Source organism: Ramlibacter sp. GS1-15, assembly GCF_057785015.1.
This window is the reverse complement of the sequence record NZ_JBYNTU010000001.1, coordinates 1,482,220-1,499,724: the sequence shown is the minus strand read 5'-3', so window position 1 is coordinate 1,499,724 and position 17,505 is coordinate 1,482,220. Positions and strand designations below refer to the sequence as shown.

Here is a 17,505-nt window from a genome sequence, read left to right as displayed (position 1 = left end):
GCCCTCCCGCCCCTGTTGCGCCAGAACTGTCCGCTGGGGTACGCGAATGGCCTGACGGGCACTGCCTGACGCGAGTCACCCCACCACGCAATACACATAAACTGTCACACATGGCCGCGCCAACGATCCGCTCCGCCCTCCCCTCCGACGAAGCCGCATGGCGCAAACTGTGGCAGGGCTACCTGGACTTCTACGCCGCCTCGATCGACGACGACGTCACGAACCGCACGTGGACGCGCATCCTCGATCCGGATTCGGCAGTGATGTGCATCGTCGCGGAGGTCGATGGGCAGGTGTACGGCTTCGCCAACTGCGTGGTGCACGAGAACACCTGGGAGACGCAGCCCGTGTGCTACCTCGAGGACCTGTACGTCACGCCCGGTGCGCGCGGCCACGGCATCGCCACGGCCCTGATCGAATGGCTGCGCAATGCGATGCGTGCCGAAGGCTGGGCGCGGCTGTACTGGGTCACGCGCGAGGACAACGTGCAGGCGCGGCGCCTGTATGACCGGTTCACGCAGGCGGACGGCTTCGTGCGCTACGTGATCCGCCAGAAATGAATCAGGGAGACCCGATGTATCGGCTTCACGGCTTCTGCCAGTCCGGCAACTCGTTCAAGGTGGCTTTCGCGCTGAACGCGATGCGCCAGCCCTGGCAGGCGGTGTTCGTCGACTACATGCACGGCGCCACGCGCGAGGCCGGCTGGCGCGAGAAGGTCAACGAGATGGGCGAGGCACCGGTGCTCGAAGCGGACGGGAGGCTGCTCACGCAATCGGGCGCGATCCTCACGCTGCTGGCGAAGAAGCATGGGATGTTCGGCGGGCGCAACGACGACGAGCAGTACGACGTGCTGCGCTGGCTGTTCTTCGACAACCACAAGTTCACGAGCTACTTCGCGACCTGGCGCTTCATGAAGTCCTTCGGCGCGCAGCCGCCCGGCGCCGAGGTGACGCAGTTCCTCAAGGGCCGCATCGACGGCAATCTCGCGATCGTCGAGAAGCACCTGGCGTCGCGTCCTTACATCGTCGGCGATGCGCCGACGATCGCGGACATCTCGATGTGCGCGTACCTCGTGTACCCGAAGGAAGAGCACGGCTACGACTTCAGGGCCACGCACCCGAACATCGCGTCGTGGCTGGACCGCGTGCGGGCGATCGACGGCTACGCGGACCCGTACGCCGTGCTGCCGGGCGAGCGCATCATGCCCAAATGGTGATCACGCCACCCTGAAATTGACGAATTGCCAGGGGTCGCCCGCGTCGGTGTCTTCGGAATAGAGGGCGCTGCGTTCCTTGAGCGGCGTCCAGTCGCCCCACACGCCGACCATGTCGCCCAGGTAAGGACGCGCGACCTCGAGGACGACTTCATGGTCGATCTCGTCGGGCTCCACGATCCCCGCGTCGGGATTGCGCAGAGCCCAGACCATGCCGCCGAGGATGCCTGCGACCACCTGGAGGCTGGTCGCGCTGTTGTACGGCGCGAGCTCGCGCGCCTGCTGGATCGACAGCCGCGAGCCGTACCAGTACACGCCGCGCTCGTTGCCCATCAGCAGCACGCCGAGTTCGTCGATGCCCGAGGTGATCTCGTCGCGCAGGATGCGGTGCCTGCGCTGCAGCTGCCAGTTGGCGCCCGCGAGTTCATGCACGGACAGCACCGCGTCGTCGCATGGGTGATAGGCGTAGTGCACGGTCGGGCGATAGATCGTCTCGCCTCTTTCGCGCACCGTCAGGTGATCGGCGATCGAAATCGACTCCGCGTGCGTGACGAGGAAACCGTGGTGGGCCTCCTGCAGGGGCGTCCAGCTGCGCACGCGCGTCGCGAGACCGGGACGATCCAGGTAGATGGCCGCGTCGCAGCCGAACCCGTGGTGTGCGCCGTCCGCCGGCAAGCGCTTCTCGTGCGTGCCCCAGCCGAGCTCCGAAGGCTGCAGCCCTTCGTCCACGAAGGCCTCGACCGACCATGTGTTCACGAATTCGCCCACCCGCTTGCGCCTGGGCGAGGACTGCGTATCGCGCTCGGCGATGTGGATCACCTGGATGCCCAGCGCCTGCGCGAGCCGGCCCCAGTCACCTGTCGGGGTCACGCCGGCTTCCCGCGCCATGTCCAGCAGCGCCTGCTTCGTGAATTGCGACACCAGCCCCGGATTCGCACCTTGCGTCAGCAGTGCCGTCGGGCCGCGCGGGTGACCGCGCCGCAACGCAAGCGCCTCCTCGCGCAACGCGTAGTTCGAGCGTTGCGACAGCGTGAGCTGCGCGTTGTCGTAATGATTGAGCCAGGGCTCCGTGCAGGTGTCTATATAGAACGAGCCGCGCCGGCGGCACAGCCGGATGAGGTCCACGCTGGACACGTGCACGGATGCATTGATGAGGAAATCGCCCTCGGCGAGGTGCGGTGCGAGCACCGATTCGAAGTTGTCGGGGAACAGCGCCGTCGCGATCACGCGCGCGTCGAATTCCGACGCAGGCCCGGCAGGTTGTGCGTCCGGCGAGACGATGGTGATGTTGCCGGGCCTGACGCCGAGCACGGGGGCGAGGAGCGGAAGCACGCCGTGGCCGACGCTGCCGAATCCGACGAGGACGACACGGCCCTCGAAGCTTGCCTTCTGCGCGGCCGACATGGATTGGCGCAATGACATGATCGCTCCGACGTCACCCAGGTGCGTGTAGCGTATCAAGATTGCGCCCGCCTGAGGGGCGGCGCTGCCCGTCAATGCGGGCGCGGGGTGGCGGCTAGCGGCGTGCCTTCTTGGCCACCGTCGGGGTGTACTTCACGCCGTTGGCGTTCAGGTAGTCGCGGATGAGACGACGCATGACCTGTGAAGGGGTCATGTCCTGCGAGTGGCAGAGTTTCTCGAAAGCTTCCTTCCGGGCGGGGTCGATAAGAACCGTCAGCCTGGCTGTCTTGTTCTCCATGAGCGGCCTCGATGTTAATCAAATTATAATTGCTTTCTTGATCAACATGCGCCGCGGCGGTCCGCCCGCGTCCGCAGGGTTTTTCCTAGGGTGCGCGCGCCCTCATCTCTGGGCACTCCTTTTCCTCGCGGCGGGTTCGTAGGTGACGCCGTGCTTTTCGAGGTACTGGCGGATCAATTGACGCACCATCTGGGACGACGTCATGTCCTGCGAGGAGCAAAGTTCTTCGAACGCCTTCTTCTTGGCGGGATCGATCAGGATCGTCAAACGCGCTTTGTCTTCCATGCTCTTTTGCCAGCGGCCGGTGAATAACATGATAATACTCTGCGCCTAACGTGATGTGGACGTGGTAGTTCTTTTGCCCCGCTCCCGCTAGGACCGCTTCGCGCGAAGTTCGTCGTTGGGTCGCACGCCGGTGTCCGCCGCGTTCCATCGCCCCAACGGAAATTCCGACGCTGTTGCCCGAATCCGCTTGCGCCGACGACGGCGTTGTAGGACAACGCCGCAACCGGTGCCCCACAACTGCACATCAGTTGCCGCCCACCCATAATCGGCGTGTGCCGACCGTTGTACCTAACACCCTTTCGCCGGCGCAGCAACTGGACGACTCGCTGGAAGGCCGGTTCCAGCTGCTCGTCGAAGCTGTCATCGACTACGGCATCTTCAGTCTCGACACGCAAGGACGTGTCGTGACCTGGCACACGGGCGCGCAGAACATCCTGGGCTACACGGCCGGCGAAATCGTCGGCCGTCACTTCTCGGCCTTTTATCCGCCCGACGCCGTCGCCGGCGGACGGCCGCAGGAAGAGCTGCGCCGCGCGATGGAGCACGGGCGGCTGGAGGAAGAAGGCTGGCGCGTCCGCAAGGACGGCAGCCGCTTCTGGGCCGGCGTCGCGATCACGCCGATCCACGACAAGGCCGGGAGGCTGACGGGGTTCGCGAAGGTGACGCGCGACCTGTCCGGGCGGCGCGCGCACGAGGAGCAGTTGCGCGCCAGCGAGGAGCGCGGGCGACTGCTGGTCGAGAACGTGCACGATTACGCGATCTTCATGCTCGACGAGCGGGGCATCGTGCGCAGCTGGAACTCGGGCGCACGCGCGATCAACGGCTACGAAGCCGCCGAGATCATCGGCAAGCCTCTGTCCGTCTTCTATACCCCGCAGGACCGTGCCCATGGCAAGCCTGAGGCCGAGCTGGAGGCTGCACGCATGTTCGGCCGCGTCGAGAACGAAGGCTGGCGCGTGCGCAAGGACGGGACCGTGTTCTGGGTCAACGCGATCGTCACGGCGATTCGCGCGGAAAACGGCCAATTGCTCGGCTATGCCAAGGTCACGCGCGACATGACCGAGCGGCGGCGCCTGGAGGAGCTGGAGCGCTCCAGCCGCCGCATGAACGAATTCATCGCCATGCTCGCGCACGAGCTGCGCAACCCGCTGGCGCCCATCCGCAATGCGGTGACGGTGATGCAGCTCGAGGACCTGCCGACCCCGGCGCTGCGCAACTGCCGCGACATCATCGACCGCCAGCTCGCCCACGTCACGCGCCTGGTGGACGACCTGCTCGATATCGGGCGCCTGTCCACGGGCAAGGTCAAGCTGCGGATGGAGACCGTGCGCGTATCCGAAGTGGTCTCGCGCAGTGTCGAAGCCGCGAGGCCGCTGATCGAGGCGCGCCGGCACCAGCTGGTACTGGACGTGCCGCAACAGCCGATCCACCTGAATGCGGACCCCACCCGCCTCGCGCAGATCCTGCAGAACCTGCTCGTCAATGCGGCGAAGTACACGCCCGACGGCGGGCGCATCGTGCTGAAGGTCGAGTCCAGCGGCGGCTTCGTGTCGATGTCGGTGTCCGACACCGGCCGCGGCATCGCCAAGGAAGACCTCGAAGCGATTTTCGAGCTGTTTCGGCAAGCGCATGGCGATCCGGTGGCCGAAAGCGGGTTGGGCATCGGCCTCACGCTGGCGCGCTCGCTCGCCGAAATGCACGGGGGCACGCTCGAAGCGCAAAGCGGCGGCCCGGGCCAGGGCAGCACGTTCACCGTACGCCTGCCGGCCGTCGAGGTCGCCGGCACCGAGCCGACTCCCGCCGAGATCAGGGAAGCCCAGAGCCGGCGTGTGCTGATCGTCGACGACAACCGCGATTCGGCGGATACCGCGACGGCGATCCTGCGGCTGCTGGGCAACGAGGTGGAGTGCGCCTACTCGGGCTCGGCCGCGATCGATCTCGCGGCGCATTTCCGTCCCAGCGTCGTGCTGCTGGACCTGGCGATGCCCGACATGGACGGCTTCGAGACGCTGCGGCGCATGCGCGCGGTCCCCGGGCTGCCGAAGATGTTCGCGATCGCGATGACCGGCTACGGCACGCAGGAGGACAAGAAGCGCACGCTGGGGGCGGGCTTCGACGCGCACCTGACCAAGCCGGTGGAGCTCGATGCGCTGGTGAAGCTTCTCAACGGCGCACGCGAACGCACAGGCGCGGCCGGCGCACCTGCGTAGCGCCTTCCCGGAGTTCGTCAACCAGGCAACTGCTCGTCCGTCGGTGACCCCAGCCGCTCGCTGCAGTGCAGCTTGTCCGCGGCCCCTGCGAAGTCTATGTTCCGACTACCGCACGGTGCGGCAAGGAGACATGACATGAAGCGAGGGATGTTCTTCGCGGTCACGGGCGCGGTGGGCATGCTGTTCGGCATCGTGTTCCTGCTGTTGCCCGGGATGTCGCTGACGCAGTACGGCGTGCCTGCGGGACCGCACAATGTCATGCAGGCGCGCTACTTCGGCTCCGCGCTGCTCGCGGTGGGCCTGGTCTCGTTCCTCGCACGCGACACGCAGGACGCGATCGCCATTCGCGCCATCCTGGTCGCCGGCCTGGTGATGGACATCGCCGGCACGCTCATCAGCGCATCGGCGGCCGGCAGCCTCCAGAACGGCCTGGCCTGGCTGTCGGTGACGATCTATGGCGTGTTCGGCCTGGGCAGCGCCTACTACCTGTTCCTCGCGAAGCCGCAGGTGCGGGCGCAGTCCGCCTGACGGCCCCGCTCAGGACGCGAAGAGCTGCTTGTGCTCTTCGCGCAGCAGGTTCTTCTGCACCTTGCCCATGGTGTTGCGCGGCAGGGCCTCGGCGACGAAGCAGCGCTTGGGAATCTTGAAGTTCGCCAGCTGCGACTTGAGCTTCGCGATCACCGCCTCGCCTTCCACCCGCGCGCCCGGCTTGGGGATCACCACGGCCACGCCGACTTCGCCGAAGTCCGGGTGCGGCACGCCGACCACCGCGCTTTCGGCGATGCCAGGCATCTCGTTGATGTAGCCTTCGATCTCGGCCGGGTAGACGTTGTAGCCACCGCTGATGATCAGGTCCTTGCTGCGGCCCACGATGATGACGTAGCCGTCCTTGTCGATCCTGCCGACGTCGCCGGTCTTGAACCAGCCGTCCCCCGTGAACTCCTCTTTCGTCTTCTCGGGCATGCGCCAGTAGCCCTTGAAGATGTTCGGCCCCTTCACCTGGATGCCGCCGATCTCGCCGCGCGGCAGGTCGCGCCCCTGGTCATCGCGCACGCGCACGCCGACGCCAGGGAGCGGGAAGCCCACCGTGCCGCCGCGGCGCTCGCCGTCGTAGGGATTCGACGTGAGCATGACGGTTTCGCTCATGCCGTAGCGCTCGAGGATGGTGTGGCCGGTGCGCTCGGTCCATTCGCTGAAGGTTTCGACGAGCAGCGGCGCCGAGCCCGAGATGAACAGGCGCATGTGCTTCGCCGCCTCCCGCGTGAGCGCGGGTTCGGCCAGCATGCGCACGTAGAGCGTCGGCACGCCCATGAAGACCGTGGCGCGCGGCATGTTGGCGATGACCACCCTGGGGTCGAACTTCGCCAGCCAGATCATCTTGCTGCCGTTCAGCAGCGCGCCGTGGATCGCGACGAACAGGCCGTGCACGTGGAAGATCGGCAGTGCGTGGATCAGCACGTCGCCGGGTTGCCAGTGCCAGTAGTCCTTGAGCACCAGCGCGTTGGACAGCAGGTTGCCGTGCGTGAGCATCGCGCCCTTGCTGCGCCCCGTGGTCCCGCTCGTATAGAGGATCGCGGCGAGGTCGTCCTCGCCGCTTTCCGCCATCGCGTGCACGTCGCTGTGGTGCGCCGCGCGTTCCAGCAGCGAGCCGGTGCGGTCGTCGTTGAGCGTGAAGACGTGCTGCGTGCCCGCCTTGAACGCGATGCGGCTCACCCAGCCGAAGTTCTTGCCGGTGCAGACCACCACTGCCGGCTCGGCGTTGCCGATGAAGTACTCGATCTCGGCGCTCTGGTAGGCGGTGTTGAGCGGCAGGAAGACGTAGCCCGCGCGCAGCGTCGCGAGGTACAACATCATCGCCTCGACGGACTTGTCCACCTGCACGGCGATGCGCGACCCCGCGGGGATGTTCAGTGCGCGCAGCAGGTTGGCGATCATCGCCGTGGCGCGGTCGAGGTCGCGCCAGGAGTACACCAGGCCGCCGTCGGTTTCGACGGCGGTGGAATCCAGGTCGGCGGGAAAGGCGGCACGCAGGGCCGAGAACAGGTTGCGGTTCGTCATGTGTTCAGAAACGGGGCTGGCGCTTGGCGATGAAGGCGGCGATGCCTTCGCGGTGTTCCGGGCTGTCCGCGTAGGCGTAGGCGCCGGCTGCATCGAGTTCGGAGACGGCGATGCCCAGGGCGCGCAGCGACTGCTTGTTGAGGCGCGCCGCCTGCGGCGCGAGCGAAGCGATGCGCTGGGCGCCGGCCTCGGCCTGGGCCGCGACCTCGGCATCGGCGACGACGCGCTGCAGGAAACCACGCGCCTTCATCTCGCCGGCGGGCAGCACCGCGGCTTCGAGCAGGATCTCGCGCGCCGTCGCATCGCCCACCGCGCGCGCGACCACGGCTGCCTCGCGCAGCGCCATCGGGAAGCCGAGCCTGGCGATCGGGGCGCCGAACTTCGCGGATTCGCCGGCGATGCGGATGTCGCAGCAACTGGCGATCTCCAGGCCCGCGCCCATGCAGGCACCTCCAACGGCCGCGACGATGGGCACGTCGCATTCGAGCATCGCGCGCAATCCGCCCCACACCTCGTTCTCGTGGAAGTGCGCGAGCGACTTCTCGTCGAAGCGGAAGTGCGGGTACTCGGAGATGTCGCCGCCGGCGCAGAAATCGCCGCCCTCGCCCGCGACGACCACGGCGCGGCATTCGCCCATCGCGTGCACGCGCTCGAAGATCGCTCTCAGCTCAAGCCACATCGCACGCGACATCGCATTGAGCTTGCCGGGGTGCGAGAGCGTCACCCGGGCGAGCGGCCCTTGCAGTTCGAGGCGAACCTGGCCAGACATGTCAGTCTCCGCACGGCCGCCCGAAGGAGGCTGAAGCCCCCTCGGGGGGCAGCGCACTACACGAAGTGAGAAGCGTGGGGGCCGACATGTCAGCGGCGCACGACGGCGCCCATGACGGCGTCCGGCAAGGCGGTGGAGATGCCCGGGAAGACGCAGATCAGCAGCACGGCGACGAACATCAGCAGGACGAAAGGCAGCACGCCCCAGATGATGTCCGACAGCGAAATGTCGGGCGCGATGTTCTTGATCACGAAGATGTTCAGTCCCACGGGCGGGTGGATCAGCCCCGCTTCCATCACGATCGTCATCAGCACGCCGAACCAGATCAGGTCGAACCCCGCGGCCTTGAGCGGCGGCAGGATGATGGGCGCGGTCATCAGGATGATGCTGACCGGCGGCAGGAAGAAGCCGAGCACGATCACCATGACCAGGATCGCCGCGAGCAGGACCCAGCGCGAAAGCTGCAGGCCGACGATCCATTCGGCCGTCGACTGGCTGATGTGCAGGTAGCTCATCACGTACGAGAACAGCAGCGACATGCCGACGATCATCATCAGCATGGTCGATTCCTTCAGCGTCGCCGCGAGGATGGGCGCGACATCGCGTGGCTTCCAGACGCGATAGATGATCGCGATCAGCACCAGCGCCAGCAGCGCGCCCAGGCCCGCCGTCTCGCTCGGCGTGGCGAAGCCGCCGTAGAGCGCCACCATCACGCCGATCAGCAGGATCACGAAGGGCAGCACGCGCGGCAGCATCTCCATCTTCTGGCGCAGCGTGAAGTGGTCGACGTCGAGCAAGGCGGAAGCCGCGCCGTGCGACTGGTAGGCCGCGAGCGCGCGCTTGTGTTCCGAGCGGTAGCGCAGCGACGCATATGCCGCGAACAGCACGACCAGCAGCACGCCGGGCATGATGCCCGCGAGGAACAGCCGGCCGAGCGACTGCTCGGCGGCCACGGCATACAGGATCATCGTGATCGACGGCGGCAGCAGGATGCCCAGCGTGCCGCCCGCGGCGATGATGCCCGCCGCGAAGCCGGGCGAGTAGCCGCGCTTGCGCATCTCGGGAATGCCGGCGCTGCCGATCGCCGAACAGGTCGCGGGGCTCGAGCCGGCCATGGCCGCGAACAGGCCGCAGGCGAACACGTTGGCGATGCCGAGGCCGCCGGGAATACGGCCCATCCAGACGTGCATCGCCGCATAGAGGTCCTTGCCCGCGGGTGATCGCCCGATCGCCGCACCCTTGAGGATGAACAGCGGGATGGACAGCAGCGTGATGCTGGCCATCTCCTCGTAGACGTTCTGCGTGATCGTGTCCAGCGAAGACGCCGGCATGAAGAAGGCCATGAACAGGACCGCGACACTGCCCAGGGCGAACGCGATCGGCGCGCCCGAGAACATGATCAACAGCGTCACGACCCCGAACAAGAGGCCCAGAGCCAGCATGCTCATTGCAGGGCCTCCACCGGCTGGCCTTGCGTTGCGCGCCGCTTGCCGAAGCCGTTGATGCGCGCGGACAGCTGGACCGCGAGCTGCAGCGTGAGCAGGATCATCCCCGCCGCCATCAGGCTGTAGGGGATCCACAGCGGCGGCGCCCACGACGATGACGTCGTCTGCTTGTCGATCCACGCTTCGCGCAACAGCGTGCACGACTTCCACGCGAAGAGCGCGCAGAACGCGACGCACAGCACGTCGACGAACAGCAGCCGCACCTTGTTGGCCGCCGGCGGCAGCCACGACGCAACGGCTTCGATGCCGATGTGGCCGCGCAACTGCTGCACGAAGGCGCTGCACAGGAACGTGGCGCCGACCAGGCAGAACACCGCGGCCTCGTCCTGCCAGTCCGTCGAGGCCTGCAGGAAGTAGCGCGAGAGCACGCTGTACGTCAGCACGAACGAGGCCACGAGCAGCGCGACCATGCCGACGAACAGCATGACGCGATTGGCCCAGGACAGCAGGCGCGCCAGCGGCATGAGCGCGCGCGGCGTGTCCGGGTCGACCGCTGGCACGAACGCCGACGGCGATTCGAGAACCGCGTCGTTCATTTGGAAACCTCCGTGCTGCGCACTGCGGTGCTATGAGTCTTGGGAGCGGCCCGGCGACTCATGTCAGCTTCTGGGCGGCCTTCAGCAGCGCAGCACAGGTTTCGCTCTTGGCGGCGTAGTCCTTCCAGGCCGTGTCGCGCGCGATGGCCTGCCACTGCTTGAGGACGGAATCGTTGACGTCATAGACCTTCGCGCCCGCCTTCTGGTAGACCTCGGCGACCAGCTTGTCGTCGGCCTTGGCGGCTTCGGTGCCGAACTTCTCCATGTCGGCGCCGACTTCCATGATCGCGTCGCGCTGCGGCTTGGGCAGCGAATCGAAGATTTCCTTGGAGATCATCAGCGGCTCCAGCATGAACCAGTAGGTCTTGTCGCGGCCGGTGGTGAGGTGCTTGGCGATCTCTTCGAGCTTGAACGAGATGAAGCTGGTGCTCGAGGTCATCGCGGCATCCATCGCGCCGGTCTGCATGGCGGCGTAGATCTCGTTGGACGGCAACGAGATCACCGAGGCGCCCGCCTGCTTGAGCATCATGTCCATCTCGCGGCTGCCGCCGCGCACCTTCAGGCCCTTCGCGTCGGCGGGCGTGACCAGCGGCTTGTTGCGGCTCGCGACGCCGCCGGCCTGCCACACCCAGCTCACGATCACGACGCCCTTCTCCTCGAGCACCTTGGTCAGCAGCTTGCCGGCCTCGGCGTTCTTCCACTGCGCGCCCGCTTCGTAGCTGGGGACCAGCGCGGGCATCAAGCCGATGTTCAGCTCGGGCACTTCGCCGCCCGAGTACGAGATCGGCACGAGGCTCATGTCGAGCGCGCCCTTGCGCATCGACGAGAACTGCGCGTTCACCTTCATGAGCGAAGAGCCCGGATACACCGCCGCCTTCAGGGCGCCGTTGGTGCGCTTCTCGACGCCTTCCGCGAACTTGCGGCACAGGCGGTCGCGGAAATCGGTGTCGCTGCCTTGCCCGCCGGGGAACTGGTGCGAGATCTTAAGCGTGCGGCTTTGCGCATGCGCATGGCCGGCGACGCCTGCCAGGGCGGCCGCGCTGGCCGTCGCGACGAATTCGCGTCGTGTGAGAGTCATGTCTGTCTCCTTCTTTGTGATCTAACCATCCATCACGGTCCAGCTGGAATTATCTGGATGGGCGCCGTGCCGCCCATGGGTGAACTACGTATCGGACAGCAGTCCCGTGACGGAGGACGACGCGGCCATCCTGCCCTGCGCCAGCATCTCGCGATGCTTGTCCAGCCGTCTGACGTCATACAAATAGTTCACCATGAGGCCATACGATTGCTTGATGCCCTTGGCCGACGGATCGGCCGCCCAGTTGATCCGTTCGATGCGCGCGCCGTTGCCCAAGTGGAAGCGCGCGACCCCGTCGAGCGGCTTGCCGTCCGCCATCTCGCGCGCGAGGTAGCGTGCGGCCCACGCGAGCAGCTGGGCCCGCACGGGGGACTTCGGCCCGAGCGTCAACGGATCGTCCAGCTGGGCCAGCAGTTCGGCGGGCGCGTTGGCCTGCATCCACGCGCGCAGTCCGGGAATCGGCGACAGCGTCGCGAAGGTCTTCAGGCGCGGAAACTCCGCCTTCAGCGTTTCGACCACGCGCTTGATCAGCGAATCGCCGAAGCTCACGCCGCGCAGGCCGGCTTGCGTGTTGCTGATCGAATAGAAAATCGCCGTCGTCGCCTTCTCGAGGTCGGCGGGCGCGGCCCCTTCGTCGAGCAGCGGCGTGATCGAGTCCGCCATCTCGTCCATCAGCGCGACCTCGACGAAGATCAACGGCTCGCCGTCGAGGCGCGGATGGAAGAAGCCGTAGCAGCGCCGGTCGCTGTCCAGCCGGTTCTTCACGTCGGCCCAGCTGCGGATGTCATGCACCGCTTCGTACTTGATCAGCTTTTCGACCAGCGACGCGGGCGAATCCCAGCTGATGCGGCGCAGTTCGAGGAAGGCGACGTCGAACCAGGTGGAGAAGAGGCTCTCGAGTTCCGAATCGAGCGCGAGCAGGCGCTTGTCGCTCTTGAGATGGGGCAACAGCTCGGCCCGCAGGTCCACGAGGAAGCGCATGCCCTCGGGAAACACCGCGAAGCGCTGCAGCAGCCGGGTGCGCGGCGAGATGAACGCCTTGCGCAGGCGGATCTCGGCCTGCGCTTCGTCCGGCGTGCCGTGCGCCGCCTCGTACTGTTCGCGCACGGCCCGGATCTTCTTCGGGTCGGGCGCGAACTGCTCGCTCATCAGCAGCCAGCAGTCGCGGCGCTCCTCGGGCGTGGCCTTCGCGTACCAGGCCGCCACGCCTTTCGCGCGGCGCCCGCCTTCCACTTCGCTCACCTGCGGGTCCACGATGGCCCGCAGTTCGGTGAGCGTGCGCCGCAGGACACGCGGCGACAACGCCTCCTGGTGGCGGCGCAGCGTCGCTTTCAGCCGCTCCTTGATCGGCCGGATCGTGGGCACGGGCGCGCTCAGTGGCCCGGCCGTGCCGATGGCGGCGACGGCGTGCACGTTGCGGGTGGTGAACCAGTCGGTGGCCTTCATGCGGTTCCCTTGATCGACGCGAGTTTCGAGCGGCCGTTGCGCGACAGTTCGCGCAGGGCGTCGCGCTGGCGTGTGAGGTGCGTGCGCATCGCGGCCTCGGCGCCGTCCGGATCGCGCGCCTTCAGCGCGGCGAACACGGCCAGGTGCTCCGACAGGCTCTGGTCCAGGCGCCCCGGCGCGTGCAGCTGCTGCAACCGCGCGAGCTTGACGATCTTGCGCAGGTCGCCGATCACCTGCGCGAGCCAGCGGTTGCTGGCCAGCGAAATGATCGCCTCGTGGATCGCGAAGTTCGCGGCGTAGTAGTCGTTGATGCGGCGCGCCTTCGCGTGGCGCTGCAACTTGTCGTGCAGTTCCTCGAGCGCCTGCAGGTCGGCGTCGCTCGCGTGCACGGCCGCCTCGCGCGCGCACTGGCCTTCCAGCAAGGCGATCACGGGAAAGATCTCGTCCAGGTCCTGCTCCGTCACCTCGTTCACGAAGCAGCCGCGGCGCGGCTCGTGCCGCACCAGCCCTTCGGCCGTGAGGACCTTCAGCGCCTCGCGCAAGGGCGTGCGCGAGATGCGCATCTGCGCGGCCAGGCGCGCCTCGTCGAGGAACGTGCCCGGCAGCAACTCACCCGCGAAGATCCGCTCGCGCAATTGCGTGGCGACTTCGTCGTGCAGCGAGTTGGGGACCAGGCGCATCCGTAATTACCGGTAATTACGCAAAATTATGGCAGCTCCGACCGCGCTGTAAACCCCCACGTCAACCCCACTTGTGTTCGCCCGGTGCGTCTGTTACCGCCACTTTCCTCCGCTTCAGGACTTCCGCACCGCCGAGGCCGATTCTTCGGGTGCACGGAGGGAATCATGAACAAGCGACACATCGCATTGATCGCGACGGCCTGCTGCGCCTTGTGCGAGCAAGCGACAGCGCAAGCCGACCTGGAGATCCTGGGCAACCGTGAGCAGCTGCTGGCGGCCTACGAGGGCTTGCCCCGCCCCGACCTGGAACAGCTTTTCCTGCTCTGCGATGCCGCGTCGTCGCAGCGCGCCCTGGAGTTCGGGGACGGTGTGATGTGCGGCATGGCGTGGGACACACTGCTGCGCCACGGCTTCGGCGGCGACATCGGGTCGCTGCTGGCGTGGTGGCGCGAGCACCGCGAGCCGCGCCCCGCTCGGGAGGCCGCTAGCCGGCCCTGACGGCAGCGGACGCCGCCACCTGCCGGCGAACCGACCAGACCCACAGCAGGATGCCCGCCAGGATCATGGGAATGCACAGCCATTGGCCCATGGACAGCCCGGTCGCGTCCTTCAACCATTCGAGGTGCGCGTCGGGCTCGCGGAAGAACTCGGCGACGAAGCGCAGGATGCCGTAGCCGATGAGGAAAGCCGCGGAGACCTGCGCTTCAGGCCGCGGCTTGCGGGCGAACAGCCACAGCACCACGAAGAGCAACAGGCCCTCGAGCAGGAACTGGTAGACCTGCGACGGATGGCGCGGCACCATCGAGCCGCTCTGCGGGAAGATCATGGCCCACGGCAGGTCCGGCGGCGCCGCGCGACCCCACAGTTCGCCGTTGATGAAGTTGCCCACGCGCCCGGCGGCCAGGCCCGGCGGAACACAAGGCGCGATGAAATCCATCACCTGCCAGAAGGGCTTGCCGCGCGAGCGCGCGTACCACCATTGCGAGGCGATCACGCCGAGCATGCCGCCGTGGAAGCTCATGCCGCCGAGCCAGACATAGAAGACCTCGAGCGGGTGCGCCGCGTAATACGCGGGCTTGTAGAATAGGCAATAGCCCAATCGACCGCCGACCACCACGCCCAGAACGCCGAGGAACAGCATGTCCTCGATGTCCTTGCGCGACCAGCCGGGCGAGGACGCGTAGGGCTCGTGCTTCAGCCGGCGCGACGCCAGAAACATGAACAGCGCGAACGCCGCCAGGTACGTGATGCCGTACCAGTGGATGGCGATCGGGCCGAGGCGGACCGCGACCGGATCGATGTGCGGGTACATCAAGGGCATGGGGCCTATTGTGAAGCAACCCTGCTGCTCTTCAGACGTCACTGGATGAATTCCATGAACCTCTCCAACACGGGCGAGCCCGCGGCCCACACCAGGCTCGTTTCGCAAACGGGCACAAGCGCCCCCTTCCTGCCGCCCAATTGGCGGTAGACGACGCCCGGCCGCTGGAACTGGCGCACGCTCTGCGGCACCCACGCGATGCCGAGCCCCGCGGAGACGAGGTTCACGATGGTCTGCATCTGGATCGCCTCCTGTGCGATCCGCGGCTCGCGGCCATGCGCGTGGTACAGGCCGAACACGGCGTCGTGCAGCGACGGGACGATGCGGCGGGGGAACATCACGATGGGCTCGGCGAGGATCGCGTCGAGCGAAGGCCGTGCCGCCCGCGCGAGCTCGTGATGCTGCGGCAGCGCGAGTACGAGCGGCTCGCGCGCGATCGTGTGGTGACGCAGCCCCTCGGGAGCGAAGCCGGGCGAGTGGATCATGAATCCGGCGTCGACATTGCCGTGCGCAAACGCCTCGAGCTGCACGTCGCCCGTGGCTTCGATCAGCTCGAGGTGCACCCGCGGATGTTTCGCGCGAAAGGCGCGGACCCAACCCGGAAGTTGCGAGAAGCCCACCGTCGAAACGAATGCGAGCCGCAGGCGCCCGACCTCGCCGTTCGCGGCGGCACGCGCCTGCGCAGGCAATGCGGCCGCACGCGCCAGCAGCTCGCGCGCTTCCGGCACCAGCGCGGCGCCGGCCGGCGTGGGCCGCACGCTGCGCTTGGTGCGATCGAAAAGACGGACCTGCAGCCGCTCCTCGAGCAGCGCGATGGCCTGCGTCAGCGGCGGCTGCGTCATGTGCAGGCGCTGCGCCGCGCGGCCGAAATGGAGTTCCTCGGCCACGGCGAGGAACTGGCGCCACAGTCGCAGCTCGATGGCCGGATCACTCATACTCATTGCATATTAATCGATGCTCCAGATCGGATTGGCAGGAATGAGCGGGGCAGCGCATACTTTGCGCATGGCCACGAAACCCATCCCCATCCACCTCCGCTCGGACAACATCACGCAGGGCAAGTCGCGCGCGCCCAACCGGTCCATGTACTACGGCATGGGCTACAAGGAAACCGACTTCGGCAAGCCGATGGTCGGCGTGGCCAACGGCCACAGCACCATCACGCCCTGCAACAGCGGGCTGCAGAAGCTGGCCGACGCCGCCGTGCAAGGCATCATCGAAGCCGGCGGCAACCCGCAGGTGTTCGGCACGCCGACGATTTCCGACGGCATGGCGATGGGCACCGAAGGCATGAAGTACTCGCTGGTCAGCCGCGAGGTGATCTCCGACTGCATCGAGACCTGCGTGCAGGGCCAGTGGATGGACGGCGTGGTGGTCGTGGGCGGCTGCGACAAGAACATGCCCGGCGGCCTGATGGGCATGTTGCGCGCCAACGTCCCGGCGATCTACGTGTACGGCGGCACCATCCTGCCCGGCAAGTGGAAGGGCGAGGACCTCAACATCGTCAGCGTGTTCGAGGCGGTGGGCCAGAACGCCGCGGGCAAGATCAGCGACCAGGAACTGAAGGACATCGAGCAGCACGCGATTCCCGGCACGGGCTCCTGCGGCGGCATGTACACCGCGAACACGATGTCCTCGGCCTTCGAGGCGCTGGGCATCTCCCTGCCCTACTCGTCCACGATGGCCAACCCGCACGACGAGAAGATGAACTCGGCCCGGGAATCGGCCAAGGTGCTGCTGGAAGCGATCAAGAAGGACATCAAGCCGCGCGACATCGTCACCCGCAAGGCCATCGAGAACGCGGTGGCGGTGATCATGGCCACGGGCGGTTCGACCAATGCGGTGCTGCACTTCCTCGCGATCGCGCATGCGGCGGGCGTGGAATGGACGATCGACGATTTCGAACGCATCCGCCAGCGCACGCCCGTCATCTGCGACCTGAAGCCGAGCGGCAAGTACCTCGCCGTGGACCTGCACCGCGCGGGCGGCATTCCCCAGGTGATGAAGCTCCTGCTGAACGCCGGCCTGCTGCACGGCGACTGCATCACCATCACCGGCCAGACGATCGCGGAAGTGCTCAAGGACATTCCCGATGCGCCGCCCGCGAACCAGGACGTGATCCGCACGATCGCCAGGCCGATGTACGAACACGGCCATCTCGCGATCCTCAAGGGCAACCTCTCGCCCGAAGGCGCGGTGGCGAAGATCACGGGCCTGAAGAACCCGGTGATCACCGGCCCGGCTCGCGTCTTCGACGACGAGCAATCGGCGTTGCAGGCGATCCTGGACGGCAAGATCAAGGCCGGCGACGTGATGGTCCTGCGCTACCTCGGCCCCAAGGGCGGCCCGGGCATGCCGGAGATGCTGGCGCCCACGGGCGCGCTGATCGGCGCGGGCCTGGGCGAAAGCGTGGGCCTGATCACCGACGGGCGGTTTTCCGGCGGAACCTGGGGCATGGTGGTCGGCCACGTCGCACCCGAGGCGGCCGCGGGCGGCACGATCGCCTTCGTCAACGAGGGCGACTCGGTCACCATCGACGCGCACAAACTGCTGCTGCAGCTGAACGTGCCCGACGAGGAAATCGCCCGGCGCCGCGCCGGGTGGAAGGCCCCCGCCCCGCGCTACACCCGGGGCGTGCAGGCCAAGTTCGCCTTCAACGCGGCGAGCGCCAGCAAGGGCGCCGTGCTGGACAACTACTGATCCCC

At 67.1% G+C, this 17,505-nt stretch carries 18 protein-coding genes; 6 read left to right on the top strand and 12 right to left on the bottom strand.

Annotation, left to right across the window (positions count from 1 at the left end):
• The first annotated feature begins 110 nt into the window (after nt 1-110).
• Nucleotides 111-560, top strand: a complete 450-nt coding sequence (locus tag AC3EF3_RS07515; RefSeq protein WP_488531529.1) for a GNAT family N-acetyltransferase — start codon at nt 111-113, stop codon at nt 558-560.
• A gap of 14 nt (nt 561-574) precedes the next feature.
• Nucleotides 575-1,216, top strand: coding sequence for a glutathione S-transferase family protein (locus tag AC3EF3_RS07510; protein ID WP_488531528.1), 642 nt, complete (start codon nt 575-577; stop codon nt 1,214-1,216).
• Here AC3EF3_RS07510 and AC3EF3_RS07505 read toward each other — a convergent pair whose 3' ends face one another.
• The 3 genes from AC3EF3_RS07505 to AC3EF3_RS07495 form a co-directional block, all read right to left on the bottom strand.
• Complete coding sequence (locus AC3EF3_RS07505; RefSeq protein ID WP_488531527.1) at nt 1,217-2,635, bottom strand: homospermidine synthase; 1,419 nt, start codon at nt 2,633-2,635, stop codon at nt 1,217-1,219.
• 94 nt (nt 2,636-2,729) lie between these two features.
• The gene (locus AC3EF3_RS07500) at nt 2,730-2,912 is read right to left on the bottom strand and encodes a CopG family transcriptional regulator (RefSeq protein WP_488531526.1); all 183 of its coding nucleotides are present in this window, start codon (nt 2,910-2,912) and stop codon (nt 2,730-2,732) included.
• A gap of 102 nt (nt 2,913-3,014) precedes the next feature.
• Entirely contained in the window at nt 3,015-3,197 is a 183-nt protein-coding gene (locus AC3EF3_RS07495) for a ribbon-helix-helix protein, CopG family (RefSeq protein WP_488533753.1), read from the bottom strand.
• A gap of 314 nt (nt 3,198-3,511) precedes the next feature.
• On the opposite strand from AC3EF3_RS07495, the gene AC3EF3_RS07490 reads away from it, so the two are divergent.
• Nucleotides 3,512-5,407, top strand: coding sequence for a PAS domain-containing hybrid sensor histidine kinase/response regulator (locus AC3EF3_RS07490; RefSeq protein ID WP_488533752.1), 1,896 nt, complete (start codon nt 3,512-3,514; stop codon nt 5,405-5,407).
• A gap of 135 nt (nt 5,408-5,542) precedes the next feature.
• Nucleotides 5,543-5,935: a hypothetical protein gene (locus AC3EF3_RS07485; RefSeq protein WP_488531525.1), complete on the top strand. Its 393-nt coding sequence runs from the start codon at nt 5,543-5,545 to the stop codon at nt 5,933-5,935.
• A gap of 9 nt (nt 5,936-5,944) precedes the next feature.
• Here the strand turns inward: AC3EF3_RS07485 and AC3EF3_RS07480 are convergent, their stop codons facing one another.
• The 7 genes from AC3EF3_RS07480 to AC3EF3_RS07450 form a co-directional block, all read right to left on the bottom strand.
• Nucleotides 5,945-7,465 carry a malonate--CoA ligase gene (locus AC3EF3_RS07480; protein WP_488531524.1) on the bottom strand — a complete coding sequence of 507 codons (1,521 nt, stop codon included), beginning with the start codon at nt 7,463-7,465 and terminating at the stop codon, nt 5,945-5,947.
• A 4-nt stretch (nt 7,466-7,469) separates the two neighbouring features.
• Complete coding sequence (locus AC3EF3_RS07475) at nt 7,470-8,234, bottom strand: enoyl-CoA hydratase/isomerase family protein (protein ID WP_488531523.1); 765 nt, start codon at nt 8,232-8,234, stop codon at nt 7,470-7,472.
• An 89-nt stretch (nt 8,235-8,323) separates the two neighbouring features.
• On the bottom strand, nt 8,324-9,682 hold the full coding sequence (locus AC3EF3_RS07470) for a TRAP transporter large permease (protein WP_488531522.1): 1,359 nt from the start codon (nt 9,680-9,682) through the stop codon (nt 8,324-8,326).
• A complete protein-coding gene (locus AC3EF3_RS07465; RefSeq protein WP_488531521.1) occupies nt 9,679-10,275 on the bottom strand; it encodes a TRAP transporter small permease in 597 nt (198 codons plus the stop codon). Before AC3EF3_RS07465 ends, AC3EF3_RS07470 begins: the two co-directional genes overlap by 4 nt.
• Nucleotides 10,276-10,333: 58 nt before the next feature.
• Nucleotides 10,334-11,353: a TRAP transporter substrate-binding protein DctP gene (gene dctP / locus AC3EF3_RS07460; protein ID WP_488531520.1), complete on the bottom strand. Its 1,020-nt coding sequence runs from the start codon at nt 11,351-11,353 to the stop codon at nt 10,334-10,336.
• An 84-nt stretch (nt 11,354-11,437) separates the two neighbouring features.
• Nucleotides 11,438-12,799: a malonyl-CoA decarboxylase gene (locus AC3EF3_RS07455; protein ID WP_488531519.1), complete on the bottom strand. Its 1,362-nt coding sequence runs from the start codon at nt 12,797-12,799 to the stop codon at nt 11,438-11,440.
• On the bottom strand, nt 12,796-13,479 hold the full coding sequence (locus AC3EF3_RS07450) for a GntR family transcriptional regulator (protein WP_488531518.1): 684 nt from the start codon (nt 13,477-13,479) through the stop codon (nt 12,796-12,798). The genes AC3EF3_RS07455 and AC3EF3_RS07450 overlap by 4 nt, the downstream gene beginning before the upstream one ends.
• Before the next feature lie 165 nt (nt 13,480-13,644).
• On the opposite strand from AC3EF3_RS07450, the gene AC3EF3_RS07445 reads away from it, so the two are divergent.
• The gene (locus AC3EF3_RS07445) at nt 13,645-13,977 is read left to right on the top strand and encodes a hypothetical protein (RefSeq protein WP_488531517.1); all 333 of its coding nucleotides are present in this window, start codon (nt 13,645-13,647) and stop codon (nt 13,975-13,977) included.
• On the opposite strand, the gene lgt is transcribed toward AC3EF3_RS07445, so the two are convergent.
• Both lgt and AC3EF3_RS07435 read right to left on the bottom strand, forming a co-directional pair.
• The gene (gene lgt, locus AC3EF3_RS07440; RefSeq protein ID WP_488531516.1) at nt 13,964-14,800 is read right to left on the bottom strand and encodes a prolipoprotein diacylglyceryl transferase; all 837 of its coding nucleotides are present in this window, start codon (nt 14,798-14,800) and stop codon (nt 13,964-13,966) included. The two genes, AC3EF3_RS07445 and lgt, sit on opposite strands and share 14 nt — an antisense overlap.
• 38 nt (nt 14,801-14,838) lie before the next feature.
• On the bottom strand, nt 14,839-15,735 hold the full coding sequence (locus AC3EF3_RS07435; protein ID WP_488531515.1) for a LysR family transcriptional regulator: 897 nt from the start codon (nt 15,733-15,735) through the stop codon (nt 14,839-14,841).
• Between the two features lie 70 nt (nt 15,736-15,805).
• Here AC3EF3_RS07435 and ilvD point away from each other — a divergent pair, with 70 nt between their 5' ends.
• On the top strand, nt 15,806-17,500 hold the full coding sequence (gene ilvD, locus AC3EF3_RS07430; RefSeq protein ID WP_488531514.1) for a dihydroxy-acid dehydratase: 1,695 nt from the start codon (nt 15,806-15,808) through the stop codon (nt 17,498-17,500).
• Nucleotides 17,501-17,505 lie beyond the last annotated feature (5 nt).